The organism is Kribbella sp. NPDC048915 (assembly GCF_040649595.1).
In the GTDB taxonomy this organism is placed as follows: Bacteria; Actinomycetota; Actinomycetes; order Propionibacteriales; family Kribbellaceae; genus Kribbella.
In genome coordinates this window covers 71050-87901 of the sequence record NZ_JBEZFT010000019.1, presented here as the reverse complement: position 1 = coordinate 87901, position 16852 = coordinate 71050, and the positions used below count along the sequence as shown (strand labels likewise).

General features: G+C 69.9%; 15 protein-coding genes. 14 read left to right on the top strand and 1 reads right to left on the bottom strand.

Annotated features, from left to right (window positions below; translation table 11 throughout):
• Positions 1 to 4: 4 nt before the first annotated feature.
• The 6 genes from AB0B82_RS13285 (at position 5) to AB0B82_RS13260 (ending at position 8382) form a co-directional block, all read left to right on the top strand.
• Complete coding sequence (locus tag AB0B82_RS13285) at positions 5 to 1054, top strand: isocitrate/isopropylmalate dehydrogenase family protein (protein WP_360166315.1); 1050 nt, start codon at positions 5 to 7, stop codon at positions 1052 to 1054.
• The gene (acnA, locus tag AB0B82_RS13280) at positions 1051 to 3492 is read left to right on the top strand and encodes an aconitate hydratase AcnA (protein WP_360166312.1); all 2442 of its coding nucleotides are present in this window, start codon (positions 1051 to 1053) and stop codon (positions 3490 to 3492) included. The genes AB0B82_RS13285 and acnA overlap by 4 nt, the downstream gene beginning before the upstream one ends.
• A complete protein-coding gene (locus AB0B82_RS13275) occupies positions 3489 to 5219 on the top strand; it encodes an aldehyde dehydrogenase family protein (protein ID WP_360166309.1) in 1731 nt (576 codons plus the stop codon). The genes acnA and AB0B82_RS13275 overlap by 4 nt, the downstream gene beginning before the upstream one ends.
• Positions 5220 to 5311: 92 nt before the next feature.
• Positions 5312 to 6031 (top strand): VIT1/CCC1 transporter family protein, encoded by a 720-nt coding sequence (locus AB0B82_RS13270; protein ID WP_360166306.1) that lies wholly within the window; start codon positions 5312 to 5314, stop codon positions 6029 to 6031.
• A complete protein-coding gene (locus tag AB0B82_RS13265; protein WP_360166303.1) occupies positions 6028 to 7803 on the top strand; it encodes an FAD-binding protein in 1776 nt (591 codons plus the stop codon). The genes AB0B82_RS13270 and AB0B82_RS13265 overlap by 4 nt, the downstream gene beginning before the upstream one ends.
• Positions 7804 to 7812: 9 nt before the next feature.
• Entirely contained in the window at positions 7813 to 8382 is a 570-nt protein-coding gene (locus AB0B82_RS13260; RefSeq protein WP_360166301.1) for a Chromate resistance protein ChrB, read from the top strand.
• A gap of 3 nt (positions 8383 to 8385) precedes the next feature.
• Here the strand turns inward: AB0B82_RS13260 and AB0B82_RS13255 are convergent, their stop codons facing one another.
• A complete protein-coding gene (locus AB0B82_RS13255; RefSeq protein WP_360166298.1) occupies positions 8386 to 9330 on the bottom strand; it encodes a MurR/RpiR family transcriptional regulator in 945 nt (314 codons plus the stop codon).
• Between the two features lie 173 nt (positions 9331 to 9503).
• Between AB0B82_RS13255 and AB0B82_RS13250 the strand changes: the two genes are divergently transcribed.
• The 8 genes from AB0B82_RS13250 (at position 9504) to AB0B82_RS13215 (ending at position 16819) form a co-directional block, all read left to right on the top strand.
• Positions 9504 to 10685 (top strand): C45 family peptidase, encoded by a 1182-nt coding sequence (locus AB0B82_RS13250; RefSeq protein ID WP_360166295.1) that lies wholly within the window; start codon positions 9504 to 9506, stop codon positions 10683 to 10685.
• A gap of 37 nt (positions 10686 to 10722) precedes the next feature.
• Positions 10723 to 11751 (top strand): Fe(3+) dicitrate ABC transporter substrate-binding protein, encoded by a 1029-nt coding sequence (locus AB0B82_RS13245; protein ID WP_360166292.1) that lies wholly within the window; start codon positions 10723 to 10725, stop codon positions 11749 to 11751.
• 1 nt (position 11752) lies between these two features.
• The gene (locus tag AB0B82_RS13240) at positions 11753 to 12817 is read left to right on the top strand and encodes an iron ABC transporter permease (RefSeq protein ID WP_360166289.1); all 1065 of its coding nucleotides are present in this window, start codon (positions 11753 to 11755) and stop codon (positions 12815 to 12817) included.
• Positions 12814 to 13839 (top strand): iron ABC transporter permease, encoded by a 1026-nt coding sequence (locus AB0B82_RS13235; RefSeq protein WP_360166286.1) that lies wholly within the window; start codon positions 12814 to 12816, stop codon positions 13837 to 13839. Before AB0B82_RS13240 ends, AB0B82_RS13235 begins: the two co-directional genes overlap by 4 nt.
• A 9-nt stretch (positions 13840 to 13848) precedes the next feature.
• A complete protein-coding gene (locus tag AB0B82_RS13230; RefSeq protein ID WP_360166283.1) occupies positions 13849 to 14655 on the top strand; it encodes an ABC transporter ATP-binding protein in 807 nt (268 codons plus the stop codon).
• Positions 14652 to 15632: a pyridoxal-phosphate dependent enzyme gene (locus AB0B82_RS13225; protein WP_360166280.1), complete on the top strand. Its 981-nt coding sequence runs from the start codon at positions 14652 to 14654 to the stop codon at positions 15630 to 15632. The genes AB0B82_RS13230 and AB0B82_RS13225 overlap by 4 nt, the downstream gene beginning before the upstream one ends.
• A gap of 186 nt (positions 15633 to 15818) precedes the next feature.
• Positions 15819 to 16607, top strand: coding sequence for a hypothetical protein (locus AB0B82_RS13220; RefSeq protein ID WP_360166277.1), 789 nt, complete (start codon positions 15819 to 15821; stop codon positions 16605 to 16607).
• Positions 16604 to 16819: a hypothetical protein gene (locus tag AB0B82_RS13215; RefSeq protein ID WP_360166274.1), complete on the top strand. Its 216-nt coding sequence runs from the start codon at positions 16604 to 16606 to the stop codon at positions 16817 to 16819. The genes AB0B82_RS13220 and AB0B82_RS13215 overlap by 4 nt, the downstream gene beginning before the upstream one ends.
• The last annotated feature ends 33 nt before the right edge of the window (positions 16820 to 16852 follow it).

Below are 16852 nucleotides of genomic sequence, written 5' to 3'. Positions count from 1 at the left end.
CGGTATGAGCTATCGACTCGGAGTTCTGGCCGGTGACGGCATCGGGCCGGAGATCGTTCCGGCGGCCGTTCAGGTGATCGATGCCGCGCTCGCGGCGACCGGGGCGACGGCCGACTGGGTGCCGCTGCCGGTCGGCGCGGCCGCGATCGAGACGCACGGCAGCGCGCTTCCGGACGTCACGGTCGAGGCGCTGGCGACCCTGGACGGCTGGTTGCTCGGTCCGCACGACTCCGCGTCGTACCCGGCTGAGCACCGCGCCCAGCTGAACCCGAGTGGCTTCCTGCGCAAGCACTTCGACCTGTTCGCGAACATCCGCCCGGCGCAGGCCTTCGACGGTACGCCGGCCCTCGTGCCGGGACTCGACCTCGTGGTGGTGCGGGAGAACACCGAGGGCTTCTACGCGGACCGGAGTACCTACCGCGGCACCGGCGAGTACATGCCGACGCCGGACGTCGCGATCGCGATGGGGATCTTCACCCGGCCGGCCATCGAGCGGATCGCCCGCCAGGCCTGCGAGCTCGCGCTGCGCCGCCGGCAGCACCTGACGATCGTGCACAAGGCCAACGTTCTGCGCACCACTACCGGCTTCTTCCTGGAGATCTGCCGTGCGGTGGCCGCCGACTACCCGCAGCTGGAGGTCGACGACTTCCACATCGACGCGATGACCGTGCACCTGGTCCGCCGCGGCGCCGACTTCGACGTCCTGGTCACCGAGAACATGTTCGGCGACATCCTGTCCGACCTGACCGGTGAGCTGGCCGGTTCGCTCGGGATCGCGCCGTCCATCAACGCCTCCCACGAGCGCGCGATGGCTCAGGCCGCGCACGGCTCGGCCCCCGACATCGCCGGTCGCGGCGTCGCCAATCCGACCGCGATGATCGCCTCAGGCGCGATGCTGCTCGACTGGCTGGGGGCCGGTACCGCGGCCGAGACCATCACCCGCGGTCTGCGCGCCGCGGTCGCCGACGGCGTCCGGACCGCGGATCTCGGCGGCACCGCGGGTACGGCGGAATTCGCCGCGGCCGTGGTGAAGACGATCGACGACCTGGCATGAACCACCGCCTGCGCGCGCCGGACCACCTCCCGCGCACCCTGCGCATCCTGCTGGAGAACGCACTCCGCCACGGCACGGCGGCCGACGCGTTGCTGTCCTGGACCCCGGGCACGACCGGTGAGCTCGAGGTGTATCCCTCGCGGGTCTTCCTGCACGACACCAACGGCGTACCGGTGCTCGCCGACCTGGCCGCGCTCCGCGACGAGCTGGTTGCCCGTGGCAAGGACCCGCGGCTGGTCGAGCCGGTGATCCCGGCGGAGCTGGTGGTGGATCACTCGGTGATCGCGGACGTGTTCGGCCGGCCGGACGCGCTGCGGCTGAACGTCGCCCGCGAGTACGAGCGGAACGCCGAGCGGTACCGCTTCCTGCGCTGGGGACAGCAGGCGTTCACCGGTCTGCAGGTGGTGCCGCCGGGCGCCGGGATCATGCATCAGCTCAACCTCGAGTACCTGGCCCGGGTGGTCGAGGAGCGCGCCGGGACGGTGTTCCCGGATCTGTGTCTGGGGACCGACTCGCACACCACAATGGTCAACGGCCTCGGCGTCCTCGGCTGGGGGATCGGCGGGATCGAGGCCGAGGCCGCGATGCTCGGTCAGTCGGTCTCGATGGTCCTGCCGCCGGTCGTCGGCGTCCGCCTGACCGGTGCGCTGCCGGTGGGGACGACCGCGACCGATCTCGTGCTGACGATCACCGAGCGGTTGCGGGCGCACGGCGTGGTCGGGAAGCTGGTCGAGTTCAGCGGCCCCGCCCTGGCCGGGCTGCCGGTGCCGGATCGGGCGACGATCGCGAACATGAGCCCGGAGTTCGGCTCCACCGCGGCGTACTTCCCGATCGACGAGCGCACCCTCGACTACCTCCGCTTCACCGGCCGTCCGCCCGGCAAGATCGCGCTCGTCGAGTCGTACGCACGCGAGCAGGGACTCTGGCACGATCCCGCGACCGCGTTGCGGTACGACGAAGACATCGAGATCGATCTGTCCGGCATCGTGCCGTCGATCGCCGGACCGCGCCGCCCGAACCAGCGGATCGCGCTGGCCGACGCGAAGCAGGCAACCGACGCGGAGCTTCCACCCGGTCCGCGGACGTCGGCCACGGTCGGCCACGGTGCCGTCGCGGTCGCCGCGATCACGTCCTGTACGAACACGTCGAACCCGGCGGTGATGCTCGCCGCGGGTCTGCTCGCGAAGAAGGCGGTCGAGCGCGGCCTGCTGCGCAAGCCCTGGGTGAAGACCACGCTCTCGCCGGGATCGCGGGTCGTGATGGACTACCTCGCGGCGGCCGGTCTTACGCCGTACCTGGACAAGCTCGGCTTCCACCTGACCGGCTTCGGCTGCATGACCTGCATCGGCGCTTCGGGAGATCTCGTCGACGAGGTCGCGGCGGCGGTCCGCAGCCACGACCTCACGGTCGCCGCGGTGCTGTCCGGAAATCGCAACTTCGAGGGCCGGATCCAGTCCGACGTCAAGCTCAACTACCTCGCGTCACCGCCGCTCGTGATCGCGTACGCGATCGCCGGTCGCGTCGACATCGACCTGCTCACCGAGCCGCTCGGCGATGGCGTATACCTGCGCGACCTCTGGCCCGGCCGCGAGGAGATCGACACCGTACTTCGGCAGGTCCTCGATCCGGCGCTTTTCGAGCACGCCTACGACGACGTGTTCAGCGGTGACGAGCGGTGGCAACAGTTGGACGCGCCAACGGGTGACACCTTCGACTGGGGCGAGTCGACGTACCTGCGGCGACCGGTGTACTTCGATCCGCAACCGAAGGACCTGTATGGCACGCGGGCGCTGCTCCGGCTCGGCGACTCGGTGACGACCGACCACATCTCGCCCGCCGGCGCGATCCCGCCCAACAGCGTGGCCGGAAAGTACCTGGCCGCACAGGGCGTGACCGAACTCAACACGTACGCCTCGCGCCGCGGCAACCACGAGGTGATGGTCCGCGGCGCGTTCTGCAATATCCGGCTACGGAACCGGCTGGTCGACGGACCGGGCGGATTCACCCGCGGACCCGACGGCGAGGTCACCTCGGTGTACGACGCCGCGACGGCGTTTCGCGCGGCCGGCGTCCCGCTGGTGGTTGTCGCCGGCAAGGAGTACGGCACCGGGTCGTCGCGCGACTGGGCCGCGAAAGGCCCCGCGCTGCTCGGCGTCCGCGCCGTACTGGCGCAGTCGTTCGAGCGCATCCACCGATCGAACCTGGTCGGCCTCGGCATCCTGCCGCTGGAGTTCCTGCCGGGGGAGGGTGACGACCTCACCGGCGAGCATCCGATCGACATCGAGCTCGACGGTGACGGTTTCGCCACCGCGCGATCGGCCGGCCGCAGCTACCGGCTGCGCGTCCGCCTCGACACACCGCGTGAGCACGACTACTACCGGTACGGCGGCGTGCTGCCGTACGTCCTGCATCGCCTCAGCGAAGGGGATTCCCTGTGATCATCTCGACGAATCCGGTCGACCCGGACCCGTTGCTCGACGCCGCGGTGCTTGCCCAGAGCCACTGGCGGCGGACCGAAGTGGAGCGCCGTACGGACCTGTTGCTGTCGATCGCCGAGCAACTGCGCAGGTCTCGCCCCGAGCTCGCCGCGGTGATCTCCGCCGAGATGGGCAAGCCGCTGACCGAGGCCGAGGCCGAGATCGAGAAATGCGCGCTCACCTGCGAGTACTACGCGACGAACGCCGCCGGTTTCCTCGCTCCGGAGCAGGTCACCGCAGAGAGCCGGATCGAGTACGAGCCGCTCGGTGTTGTGCTCGCGGTGATGCCCTGGAACTTTCCGTTCTGGCAGTTCTTCCGGTTCGCGGCGCCGGCGCTTGCCGCGGGCAACGGCGCGATCCTCAAGCCCGCGAACAACGTCCCGCGGTGTGCGCTCGCGATCGAGTCGGTCCTGCGCGACGCCGGCACGCCCGACGGCCTGGTCGGGGTCGCGCTGGTCGGCACTGATCAGGTGTCCGGTCTGATCGCGGACGACCGGATCGCCGCGGTGACGTTCACCGGGTCGACCGAGGTCGGCCGGATCATCGCAGCCCAGGCCGGGCAGGCGCTCAAGAAGCAGGTCCTCGAACTCGGCGGATCGGATCCGTTCGTCGTCCTCGCCGATGCCGATCTGGACGCGGCCGCGACGACAGCGGTGCGGGCGCGGTTCCTCAACGCCGGTCAGAGCTGCGTGAACGCCAAGCGGCTGATCGTCGAGGAAGCGGTTGCGGACGAGTTCGTCGCGCGGTTCTGCGCCGCGGTCGACGACCTGGTTGTCGGCGATCCGCGCGACCGCCGGACAACCATGGGCCCGCTCGCGCGGGAGAGTCTCCGCGACACCTTGCACGACCAGGTACGCCGCAGCGTCGACGCCGGCGCCGTACTGCTCCGGGGCGGCGCGAAGATCGATCCGGGCTGTTACTACCGCCCGACGGTGCTCGACCAGGTGCGGCCGGGGATGGCGGCGTTCGACGAGGAGACGTTCGGTCCGGTTGCCGCGATCGTCCGGGCGCGCGACGCCGACGACGCGATCCGCCTGGCGAACCGTACCGACTTCGGCCTCGGCGCCTCGCTGTGGACCGCGCCGGAGCGCGCGGGCGGCCTGGTCCGGCGGCTCGACGCGGGAGCGGTCTTCGTCAACGCGATGGTCGCCTCGGACCCGCGGCTGCCCTTCGGCGGCATCAAGAACAGCGGCTACGGCCGCGAACTCGGCGCGCACGGGATGCGCGAGTTCATGAACACCAAGACGGTGTGGTCGGCGCAGCCGGCGCCGCGGCTGGTGATCCGGCCCGACGAGGTCGAGGTCTTCGATCGCGGCAGCGGCGTCCGGACCGTGCCGTACGCCGGTGCGTGGAACTGCGATGCGAACCGGATCACCACCGGCACGACGACCTTCGCGCCCGGCACCCGGATCCCGATGCACTCGCACAACGTGGAGGAGTCGGTGCTGGTGTTCTCCGGCCAGGCGACCGCGGTGATCGACGGCGAGCGGGTCGACCTGGAGGCCGGGGACGCGACCTGGGTGCCGGCCGGCGTCCCGCACCAGTTCATCAACCGCGGGGCGGGCGAGATGACCATCTACTGGGTGTACGGCGGGCGTGCGGTGACCCGGACGATGACCGCGACCGGGGTGACCGTGGCGCATCTCTCAGCCGCCGACCGCGGCGCCGTTGCGACGCCGTCGGCGTAGCGAGTAAGCTTATGTAACAGGTGATGCAATTTAACTAAGGTTACGCAAACCTTGGCAAGCCAAGGCTCACCTCAGTGCGGAAGGACAGCTTGATGACCGCCGAAGTCGCGGAACGTACCCCTGAGATCCACCACTCCCATCGCGATGTCACGGGCGGCTGGCTGCGGCCCGCCACCTTCGGCGTGATGGACGGTCTGGTCTCGAACTTCGCCCTGGTCGCCGGTGTGGTCGGCGGCGGGGCGTCCGGAAAGATCGTGCTGATGACCGGCCTGGCCGGTCTGGTCGCCGGCGCCTGCTCGATGGCGTCCGGCGAGTTCACCTCGGTGTCCTCGCAGACCGAGCTGATGCAGGCCGAGATCGCCGTCGAGAAGCGCGAGCTGGAGATCCATCCCGCCGAGGAGGAACGCGAGCTGGCGATGATGTACGAGGCCAAGGGGCTGCGGCCGGAACTGGCCGCCGAGGTCGCGCGCGAGCTGACCCAGGACCCGGCCGTCGCCCTCGACACCCATGTCCGCGAGGAGCTCGGAGTCGACCCCAACGACCTGCCGTCGCCGTGGATCGCGGCCGGCTCGTCGTTCGTCGCGTTCGCGATCGGTGCGCTGATCCCGCTGATCCCGTTCGTGTTCGGCGCCTCGAGCGTGCTGCCGGCCCTGCTGCTGAGCGCGGTCGGCCTGATCGTGACCGGCGGCATCGTCGGCAAGATCACCGCGCGCCCGTTCTGGTACGGCGGCGGCCGTCAGTTGCTGCTCGGCGGTCTCTCCGCGGCGGTCACGTTCGCGATCGGGCTCGCCGTCGGGACCGGACTGTCATGACGCCGTCGGCCCTGCGGGTCACGGCACTGGTGAAGCAGGTGCCGAAGGGTGACCACAGCGGACGCCTCGACGCGGACGGTCGCCTCGAGCGCGCCGGTGTGGTCACCGAGATGAATCCGTGGTGCCGCCGGGCCGTGGCGCAGGCCGTTCGGCTGGCAGGGGAGTCCGGTGGTCGTAGTACGGCGATCACCATGGGACCGCCCGCCGCCGTCGACGTCCTCCGCGAAGCGCTGGCGTGGGGCGCCGACGAGGCGATGCTGTTGTCGGACCCCGCGCTGGCCGGTTCGGACTGTCTGGTCACCGCTCGCGCGCTGGCGGCCGCGATCGCCTTACAGGATCAGCCACCGGACCTGGTGCTGGTCGGTGCGAGTTCGGTCGACGGCAGCACCGGCGCCGTCGGTGCGATGCTTGCCGAGCTGCTCGGCCTGCCGTACGCCGGTCCGGTCCTGACCGTCGAGCCCGACGGGACCCGGCTCCGGACGACCGTCCAGCACGACGACGGCACCGAGTCGGTCGTCGTCGACCTACCGGCGGTCGTCTCGGTGGCCGAGCGTTCCTGCCCACCCGCGAAAATGCCGGTCGAGCAGTGGCCGGCCGAGGCCGCCGTACGCCTGGTCAGCACGGCCGATCTCCCGCCGGGGACGTGGGGCCTTCCGGGAAGCCCGACCAAGGTGTCGCAGGTGCATCCCGCGCCGCTGACCCGGGATCCGGTGATCTTCCGTGGCCGGCCGGACCGGCAGGTCTCAAGGGCCATCGCCGAGCTGGTCGCGCGCGGCTGCTTCGACGCGCCGGTCCGTGCCGCGGCCGAGCCGGTGCCGGTCCCGCAACGCCACGGTCCGGACGTGGTCGCGCTCGTCGGACCTGGACCGGTCGCCGGGACCCGGGCGTTGCTGGGCGCCGCCGCGGCGCTGGCCGCGGACGTCGGCGGTGCTGTGGTCGCGGTCCGTGCACCCGACGGACCGGACGACCTGGCGCGCTGGGGTGCGGACGAGCTGGTCACGCTCAACGGCGCGGAGCCGCGGCCAGTGGCAAGAGCGCTGACTTCCTGGATCGCCCACTGGGAACCCTGGGCCGTCCTCGGTGCGGCCCTGCCCTGGGACCGGGAAGTGCTCGCTCGATTGGCCGTTGCCTTCGGCGCCGGATTGATGTCCGACCTCGTCAGCCTCTCGGTGACCTCCGGCCCGGCGCCCCGGCTGGCCGGACTGAAACCGTCGGGCGGCGGCACGCTCGCCGAGATCATCAGCCACGGATCGCCGCAGATCGCAACGTTGCGCACCGGCCTGCTGCCGTTGCGGACCCCGCGCGCCGACCGTGTTCTCACCGAACATCTCCTCGAGGTCGCGGACGAGCCCGCGCTCGCTCGTGCGCACCGCAGTACCGGTGACGACGGCGACGCGCTGGACCGGGCCGAGTTCGTCATCGGCGTCGGACGCGGCGTCCCGCCGGACCGGTACGCCGACCTCGAACCGATCAAGGACGTGCTGAACGCCGAGCTCGCCGCGACCCGCAAGGTCACCGACGAGGGCTGGCTGCCGCACGGCCGCCAGGTCGGCATCACCGGCCGCAGCGTGGCGCCGCGGATGTACGTCGCCGTCGGCCTGTCCGGGAACCTGAATCACCTGGCCGGCGCGAGCCGGGCCGGGACCGTACTGGCCATCAACACCGACCCGGCCGCCGAGATCTTCGCGCACTGCGACGTCGGGCTGGTCGCGGACTGGCAGGAGGTGATGCCGTATCTCGTCGACGGGCTGCGGGCCCAGGTCGGTGGGTAACCTTTGCGCATGGCGACCCGACGTACCTCGACCAAGAAGCCGGAAGGCTGGCTGCTGCTCATCTACAAGGTGCCCAGCGAGTCCTCCCGGGCGCGGGTGGCGGTGTGGCGCGAGCTCAAGCGGCTCGGGGGTTACTACGTCCAGCAGGCGGTGTGCGTGCTGCCCGACCGCGACGAACTGCGGGCCGGGATGGAGAAGGTGCGCGAGCGGGTCGCCGACCTCGGCGGCTCCAGCGTCTTCCTCACGCTGACCGAGGTCGACGACGAGGTGCGTGCGCAGTTCGTCGAGGGCTTCCGGGCGCAGTCGGCCAAGGAGTACGCCGAGATCGTCGAGGAGTGTGAGACCAAGTTCGTCAAGGAGATCGAGTTCGAGCGGTTCCGCGAGAACTACACGTTCGAGGAGGCCGAGGAGATCCGCCAAGACCTGGAGAAGCTCCGCCGCTGGCTGGCCAAGGTGGAGGGCCGGGACTGGATGGATGCCGACGGCAAGGAACTCGCGCGCGCCAAGGTGGCCGAGTGTGAGCGCCTGCTGGAGGAGTTCGAGGCCGACGTCTTCGAGCGCACCGAGGGCAAGGACTGAGCCTCAGCCCCGGCCTTTGCGTTTCGGCTTGTCCGTGGCCGGCCGCGCGAAACCGAGCGCGGTCTCGTCGGCGAGCAGGTAGCCGTTCAGGTCCTCACGGAGCTGCCGCATCCGCTCGGTGTTCGCCAGGGCGCGTTCACGGTCCTGCGCGGCGACCGCGATGGTCAGCGCCTCCAGCAGGATCAGCACCATCGCCTGGCTGGTGAACGTCCCGGGCCGGCTCATCTGCGCCGAGATGACGACCTCGACCTCGTCCCGCAGCGCCTCGCCGAGCGTGTCGGTGACCAGGATGACCGGGACACCGGCCTCGCGGCAGTGGTCGATGATCACCCGTGACTCGCGGATCAACCGGTTGTGCGCCATCACGACCACGACGTCGTCGGGCTCGAGCAGCAGGATCCGGTCGGCGAGCCGGTAGCCGGTGTCGCTGGCGACGCGGGCCCGGTGCCCGATCCGGGTCAGGTGGGTGGCGATGTACTCCGACACTCCGTCCAGGCCGGCGAACCCGCAGACGACCGTCTCGCGGGCCTGGTCGACGAGCTCCACCGCGCGCCGGAACGCGTCGGTGTCGATGTTCTGCTCGGCCAGCGTCAGATGCTCGATGTGATCGCGCAGGGTCGCGCGCAGCAACGATTCCGGGCCTTCCTTGCCGAACGACTCCAGGCTCGCGCTGAGCCGGTTGGCCGGCGTGAGCAGCGTCTGCAGCTGCCCCTGGAGCGAACGCTTCAGGCCGGGCAACCCGTCGTACCCGAGCGCCTTCGCCGTGCGCACGACGCTGGCGTCACTGGTGCCGGTCGCGCGGCCGAGCTCCTCGGCGGAGGAGAACGCGGCCTGCTGCGGGTGGGCGGCCAGGTGTTCGGCGACCTTCCGCTCGGTCGCGGTGAGGTCGGGAAGGCGTGCCGCAACGCGCTCCTGCAGGGTCGGCGGTTTGGCCTCAGCTGTGGTCACGAGCGTCCTCCGTAGGTCCGAAGAGAGCCATCTTTTCATCCGCGAACTTCGCGAACCCGTTGACAGCGATTGTAGCGATCACTACCGTCAAATGAATATCCGTAGCAAACACAACGGGCAGCCGTCGTCGGGGCGGCGGTAGCGGTCTGAGTCCACTTCTACCGGGAGTATCCGTGATTGCAACGATCGACATCTCGGCACCGGACCCGCGGGACCGCGGCCGGCAGTACGGCGAGGCGGTCCGCGAGCAGATCGCCGCATCGGCGGCGTTCTATGCCGAGTCGGTGGCGCGACGGACCGGCCTGAGTTGGTCGCAGGTGCAGGACCGAGCGCACGCCTGGATCCCGATCATCGAGGGCTACACACCTGACCTGCTCCCCGAACTGCGGGGGATCGCCGAGGGCTCCGGCCGGCGCTTCGACGAGATCCTCGCGCTGAACACCCGCGGTGAGCTCACCGCCGGCAACCCCTTCGACACCGACTCCGACGGCGACGAGGACGACGAGGGCTGTACGTCGTTCGCGGTGCTGCCCGCGGCGAACGCACTCGGGCACACGCTGGCCGGCCAGAACTGGGACCTGTGGGAAGGCACCGCCGACACCATCGTGGTGCTGCGCATCGCCCAGCCCGGCAAGCCGACGATCATCTGCCAGGTCGAGGCCGGCCAGGTCGCGCGGCACGGAGCGAACTCGGCCGGGATCGCCTTGAACGCCAACGGTCTCGGCGCCGGTTTCGGCCGCGGCCTGGGTGTCCCCGGGGCCGCGGTCCGCCGCAAGGTCCTGGAGAGCTGGGACTTCCACGACGCGCTGAAGGCCGTCTTCGACGCCCGCCAGAGTCTGTCCAGCAACCTCCTGCTCACCCACCGGGACGGTTTCGCCATCGACGTCGAAACCACGCCCGGCCGGCACGGCTGGATGTACCCGACGGAGGGGTTGCTGGTGCACGGCAACCACTTCCAGGCGTTCGTCCCGCCGCAGATCGAGGACCGCTACCGCCCGTTCTCGGTCGACTCCCTCTACCGGGTGCCGCGAGTGGAGGCCGGGCTGTCCCGGCTCCGCTCCGAAGGCACCTCCGACGACGCCGTCCGCGCGACCGTGCGCGCGGCGATGACCGACCACTTCGGCCACCCCGACGCCGTCTGCCAGCACGCCGATCCGCGCCGGCACGAGCTCGACCGCTGCATCACCGTCGTGTCCAGCCTGGTCGACCTGACGACGGGCACCTATCACCTCACCCACGGTGTGCCCTGCTCGAACAGCTACCAGCAGGTCCCCTGGAACCTGTACGACGGTCCCGCTGCCGAGGACCGTCCGGACGTTCCCGCTCCGGGAGCGTCGTTCGCCGGGATCCGCTGACCCTCCCCCGCATCCTTAGTCTCGAGGAGCACATGTCATGTCCTTCTCCGCCTCCCGCTCACGGCGCGTTCTCGCCGTACTGACCCTGACCTGCACGGCCGCCCTGCTGGCGGCCTGCGGGACCACTGCCTCGTCCACGTCGCCGGCTGCGGGGGCAGCGCCGAACGCGGACCGGGCCGCCGCCGCGCCCGGCGTCAGCTCCGACGTCAACCTGGACGAATGCGGCAAGCCGACGCGGACCATCACGTCCGACGCCGGCGACACCACGATCACCGGCGACCCGGAGCGGGTCGTCGCGCTGGAGTACTCATTCGTCGACGCGCTGGTCGCGGTCGGCATGTCCCCGGTCGGCGTTGCCGACGACAACCAACCGGAGCGGATCATCGCCGCGCTGCGGGACAAGGTCGGCGAGTACAAGTCGGTGGGCCTGCGAGCGACGCCGAACATCCAGGTGATCACCGCGCTGAAGCCCGACCTGATCGTCGCCGACTCCGGCCGGCACAAGGCGATCCTCGGCCAACTGTCGAAGATCGCGCCGACAATCGCCTACCCGAGCTTGAACGGCAACTACCAGCAGGTGCTGGACAGCGAGATGTCGACGGCGATCGCGCTGAACAAGTGTGACGCGATGAAGCAACGGCTCACCCAGCACGCCCAGCTGATGAGCGACCTGAAGAGCAAGATCCCGGCCGACGACGGCCGCAAGGCGCTGTTCGTCCGGACCGCCGAGAAGAGTTTCACCGGCTTCCCGCCGCGTGCCTACACCCCCGGCGTCCTGGCCGCGATCGGCATCGACACGGCGCTGCCGGACAAGGGCTCCGACGCGTCGGTGTCGCTGACGCTGGAGACGCTGGTCAGTGCCAAGCCGGACATCATGTTCATCGGCGCCAACAAGGGGCCGACGCTGCGCGACACCTGGGCGAAGAGTCCGCTGTGGAAGCAGGTGCCCGCGGTGCAGAACAACGCCAGCTACGACGTGGACGCGAACGAGTGGTCCCGCTCGCGCGGCCTGATCTCCGCCGAGGTCGTCGCCCAGGACGCCGTCAAACTCCTCTACGGGAAGTGACATGTCCCTGACCGTGGGCGCGAAGCCCGAACGAGCCGAGGACGCCGCGCACAAACGGCCCCGGATCGTCACCAGCAAGCAGCGGGTCACGTGGGTGTCCCTGGCGACGCTGGTGCTGATCGTGGCGGGCGTGTTGTGGGCGCTGTCAATCGGCAGTGAACGCATTCCACTGTCGAGGATCCCCGGCGCGATCTTCTCCGCGGAGGACTCGACCGCGCTGATCATCCAGTCGATCCGGATGCCGCGGGTGGTGCTGGCGCTCTGCGTCGGCGCCGCCCTGGCGGTGGCCGGTGCGCTGATGCAGGCGGTCGCGGCGAACCCGCTGGCGGCGCCCGAGATCATGGGTGTGAACGCCGGTGCGGTGTTCGTCGTCGTGCTGGCGATCACCGTGGCGCCGTCGCTGGCGGGTGCGCCGACGATCCTGCTCGCCTTCGGCGGCGCGGCCGCGGCCGGTGTCGCGGTAATGCTGCTGGCCGGTTCGGGACGCGGCCGGGTCAGTCCGGTCCGGCTCGCCCTGGCCGGTGTGACGGCGACCAGCCTGCTGGTCTCGCTCACCCAGGTGCTGATCATCTTCGACGAGAACTCCACCGACAGCGTGCTGTTCTGGCTGGTCGGCGGCGTGAACTTCGCGGGTTGGCAGGACATCCGCAATCTGCTGCCCTGGCTGGTGGTCGGGCTGATCGGTGCGTTCTCGATGGCCCGGTCGCTGAACCTGCTGGCGCTCGGCGACGACATGGCCCGCGGCCTGGGGCAGAACGTCGAGCGGACCCGGATGCTCGGATCCGCGTTGGTGATCGTGCTGTGCGGCGCCGCGGTGTCGGTGGCCGGGCCGGTCGCCTTCATCGGCCTGATCGTTCCGCACATCATGCGCCGGCTGGTCGGTTCCAGCTACACCGCCCTGCTCCCGCTGTGCGCGTTGGGCGGATCCGTCCTGGTGCTGTACGCCGACATCCTGTCCCGCTTCGTCAAGCCGCCGTTCGAGGTGCCCGCCGGTGTGGTCACCGCACTCATCGGCGCACCGATCTTCGTCTACCTCGCCCGCCGGCAGAAGGTGAGTTCCGCATGAGCGCCGCCGTGGTCGCCCGGCCCGTCCACCGGACGTCGCTGGCACAGAAGCATCCCGGCGTCCTGATGGGATCGCTCGGCGTCCTCGCTCTCGTCCTGAGCTTCTACAGTCTCAGTGTCGGCGCGACCGAGGTGTCGATGGGTGACGTGTTCCGGGCGTTGATCGGCGACACCAGCAATCAGGCGGCGCAGATCGTCGTGCAGTTCCAGCTGCCGCGGGTTCTGCTGGCCTGGTTGGTCGGGATCGCGCTCGCGGTCTCCGGCGGTGTCATGCAGGGCGTGATCCGCAACCCGCTGGCTGCTCCCGACATCGTTGGTGTCACCAAGGGTGCCGGGTTCGCGGGCATGCTCACGCTGCTGGTGCTTCCCGGGCTGCCGGTGCTGGCCGTCGTACCGGCCGCCTTCGCCGGTGGCCTGGTCGCGGCGGCGCTGGTGTATCTGCTGGCGTACCGCCGCGGCGCGACGCCGGTCCGGATCGCACTGGTCGGAATTGCGGTCAGTGCGGCGTTCGAGGCCGGCATCCGCTTCCTGCTGGTGCGCAACCCGCTCGACGTCAGCGCGGCGCTGATTTGGCTGACCGGCAGTCTGTTCGGTCGGTCGATGAGCGCCGTGTTCGAGATCCTGCCGTGGGTCGTGGTGCTGGTCCCGTTGATCGTGGTCTGGGCCCGCAAGCTCGACGTCCTCGGCCTCGGTGACGACCTCGCGGCCGGACTGGGCGAGCCGGTCGAACGGACTCGGCGGACACTGCTGCTGTTCGCGGTCGCGCTCGCCGCCGCGGCCGTTGCGGTCTCCGGCACGATCGGCTTCGTCGGCCTGATCGCCCCGCACATGGCCCGGCGGGTGTTCGGCGGCCGGCACCTCGCCTCGCTGCCCGCGGCCGGGTTGTTCGGCGTCCTGCTGATGCTGAGCGCCGACATGATCGGCCGCGGCCTGGCGCCCCCGCTCGAGATCCCCGCCGGACTGGTGACAGCGGTCGTCGGCGGGCCGTACTTCCTCTACCTGCTCGTGAAGACCGGAAAGTAGGAGAACGCCATGCGTCTGCAGGCACAGGGCGTGGAGCTCGCGTACGACCAGCGAGTGATCGCCGAGGATCTGACGCTCACCGTCCCGGACGGGAAGGTCAGCGTGCTGATCGGGCCGAACGGCTCGGGGAAGAGCACCGCGCTGCGCGCCCTGGCCCGGTTGCTCCCGCCCGCCAAGGGCAGCGTGATCCTGGACGGCAAGTCGATCCAGGACACTTCGACCAAGGAGGTGGCCCGGCTGCTCGCGATCCTGCCGCAGGTGCTGGTCACACCGGAGTCGATCTCGGTCGAGGATCTGGTCTGGTTCGGCCGGCACCCGCACCGGGCCTCGCTGAAGGTGCCGAGCGCCGCCGACAAGGAGGCCGTCGAATGGGCGATGAATGTCACCCGGACGGCCGAACTGCGGCACCAGCACGTCGACCAGTTGTCCGGAGGCCAGCGGCAGCGGGTGTGGATCGCGCTCTGTCTCGCGCAGGGGACCGACCTGATCCTGCTCGACGAGCCGACCACGTACCTCGACGTCGCTTACCAGCTCGAGGTGCTGGACCTGCTGCACCAGTTGAATCAGGAGCAGGGCAAGACGGTGGCGATGGTGCTGCACGACTTCAACATGGCCGCCGAGTACGCCGATCACGTGTTCGTGATGAAGTCCGGCGCACTGGTGACCGAGGGCCCGCCCGAAGACGTGTTCACCTGCGACACGATCCGCGACGTCTTCGGCGTGGAGTCCAAGGTCGTACCGCATCCGGTCAGCGGAAAGCCGATGTGTATCCCGCTCCGGGCCGGGCTGCGCGCGCAGCTGGCTGTGGCGACGTGACCGAGTCGCTGAGCTGGCAGGAGGTCGCCGCGCGGTCCGAGCGGCTGGCCCCGAGGCTGCGGGCGCATCTCCTGCTCACGCCGTTCGTGCGGTTCGACGCCTTCAGCGACGAGCTCGGCGCGGAGGTGCTGGTGAAGTGTGAGCACCTGCAGCGCACGGGGTCGTTCAAGGCCCGCGGTGCGCTGGCGAAACTGCTTACGCTCACCGATGCCGAGCGGCAGGCCGGCGTGGTGACCGCCTCCACCGGCAACCACGGTCTGGGCGTCGGCAACGCGCTCGCGACATTGGGCGGCCGGGGAATCGTGTACCTGCCGGAGAACGCATCGCCGAGCAAGGTTGCGGCGCTCCGCCGGTTCGGTCTCGAACTACGGGCCGAGGGCAACGACTCCGGGGTCCTCGAGCCGAAGGCACGGGCGTTCGCCGCGGAGCACGGGCTGACCTACGTCCCGCCGTACAACGACCCGGACGTGATCGCCGGGCAGGGAACGCTCGCGGTCGAGATCCTCGAACAGCTGGCCGGCGCACCGCTGGACGCGGTCATGGTCGCGGTCGGCGGCGGCGGACTGATCAGCGGTGTCGCCGCCGTCCTCAAGAAGCACCGCCCGGGGATCAAGGTGTACGGCGCCGCGCCGCTGCGGGACGACGCGATGGCGGCGTCCGTACGGGCCGGGAAGATCGTGCTCGTCGATGCCGGGGACACGCTGTCCGACGGGACGGCCGGCAGCGTGGAGCCGGGCTCGATCACGTTCCCGTTGTGCCGTGACCTGGTCGACGACTGGATCCTGGTCGACGAGGACGCGATCGCGGATGCCCTGCGGACCGTGATCGACACTGAGCATCAGTTGATCGAGGGATCGGCGGCGCTGGCGTTCGCCGCCGCGCGCGCCCGCCGTACCGAACTGCGTGGGCAGCGGGTCGCGATCGTCTCCTGTGGCGCCAACATCTCGTCGGCGAGCTTGGCGGCCGCCCTGCACTGAACATCTCGCCCCCTCCCGGCTGAAGCGCCCGACCGCCTCCCTGAGTGGATCGGGCGCTTCGGTCTGCCCTTGTTCTGCGGGGATTTCGGGTGTTTTGCCGTTCTGGACCGTGTCGTTGACACTCCTCAAGCTGTGTAACTATCGTTTCATGAAGCATATGTTGCATCTAGCTGAAGGAAGTGAGTGATGGACGCGGCAACCTGGGGGCTCATCATCGCGACGTTCGTCGCGTGTTTCGTGGAGATGGTCGAAGCGACCACGATCGTGATGGCGATGGGGTACACCCGGAGCTGGCGATCGGCGCTGGCCGGGACGTTCGCGGCGCTCGGCGCCCTCGCGGTGGTCACCGTCGCGGCGGGGTACGCGCTCGCGACCTGGCTGCCGGAATCGGCCTTGCAGTTGGCGATCGGCGGACTGCTGCTGATCTTCGGGCTGCAGTGGCTGCGCAAGGCGATTCTCCGCTCGTCCGGCCGGAAGGCGATTCACGACGAGGACGCGATCTACCGCGAGGAGGTCGAGGCGGCGAAGGCGGCCGGCGAGACCGCGCGGGGGCTGGACCTGTTCGCGTTCATGGTGTCGTTCAAGGGTGTGTTCCTGGAAGGCATGGAGGTTGTCTTCATCGTGCTGACCTTCGGGCTGAACGCCGGCAACATCCCGGGCGCCAGCCTCGGTGCGATCGCCGCGGTGGTCATCGTGCTCGCGGTCGCGATCGCGTTGCGCCGGCCGCTGTCGATGATCAACGAGAATCTGCTCAAGTACGGCGTCGGTCTGCTGCTGGCGTCGTTCGGTACGTACTGGGCAGTCGAGGGGATCGGCATCTTCCGGGTCGGCCGCGAGAGTCTCGACTGGCCGGGGCACGACCTGATGATTCTGGTCCTGATCGCCGCGTGGCTGGTGCTCAGCCGGATCTTCGTCGCGGCGCTGCGCAAGCCCGCGCCCGCGACTCCCGCCGTACCTGTGGAGGTGCAGAAGTGAAGTTTCTCAAGGCATTCGGCCAGTTCTGGTACGACTTCGTCATCGGTGACGACTGGAAGATCGCAGCCGCGGTGGTGCTCGCGCTGGTGGTGCTGTTCGTGGCGATGACCGCCGGCGTCTTCGGCGACACCGGACTGACGCTGCTGGGCGGGGCCCTGGTCGTGGCCGCGTTCAGCATCAGCCTCGCGATCGACGTCCGCCCGAAGCGGTGATCCGCGGTTCTGTAGCAAACACAACGTCTTCAC

Excerpts from the sequence above, each read along its gene's own strand:
- AB0B82_RS13285 (WP_360166315.1), top strand. The coding sequence starts at position 5 with ATGAGCTATCGACTCGGAGTTCTGGCCGGTGACGGCATCGGGCCGGAG.
- AB0B82_RS13220 (WP_360166277.1), top strand. The coding sequence starts at position 15,819 with ATGGACGCGGCAACCTGGGGGCTCATCATCGCGACGTTCGTCGCGTGT.
- AB0B82_RS13265 (WP_360166303.1), top strand. The coding sequence starts at position 6,028 with ATGACGCCGTCGGCCCTGCGGGTCACGGCACTGGTGAAGCAGGTGCCG.
- acnA (WP_360166312.1), top strand. The coding sequence starts at position 1,051 with ATGAACCACCGCCTGCGCGCGCCGGACCACCTCCCGCGCACCCTGCGC.
- AB0B82_RS13240 (WP_360166289.1), top strand. The coding sequence starts at position 11,753 with ATGTCCCTGACCGTGGGCGCGAAGCCCGAACGAGCCGAGGACGCCGCG.
- AB0B82_RS13260 (WP_360166301.1), top strand. The coding sequence starts at position 7,813 with ATGGCGACCCGACGTACCTCGACCAAGAAGCCGGAAGGCTGGCTGCTG.
- AB0B82_RS13230 (WP_360166283.1), top strand. The coding sequence starts at position 13,849 with ATGCGTCTGCAGGCACAGGGCGTGGAGCTCGCGTACGACCAGCGAGTG.
- AB0B82_RS13245 (WP_360166292.1), top strand. The coding sequence starts at position 10,723 with ATGTCCTTCTCCGCCTCCCGCTCACGGCGCGTTCTCGCCGTACTGACC.
- AB0B82_RS13270 (WP_360166306.1), top strand. The coding sequence starts at position 5,312 with ATGACCGCCGAAGTCGCGGAACGTACCCCTGAGATCCACCACTCCCAT.
- AB0B82_RS13235 (WP_360166286.1), top strand. The coding sequence starts at position 12,814 with ATGAGCGCCGCCGTGGTCGCCCGGCCCGTCCACCGGACGTCGCTGGCA.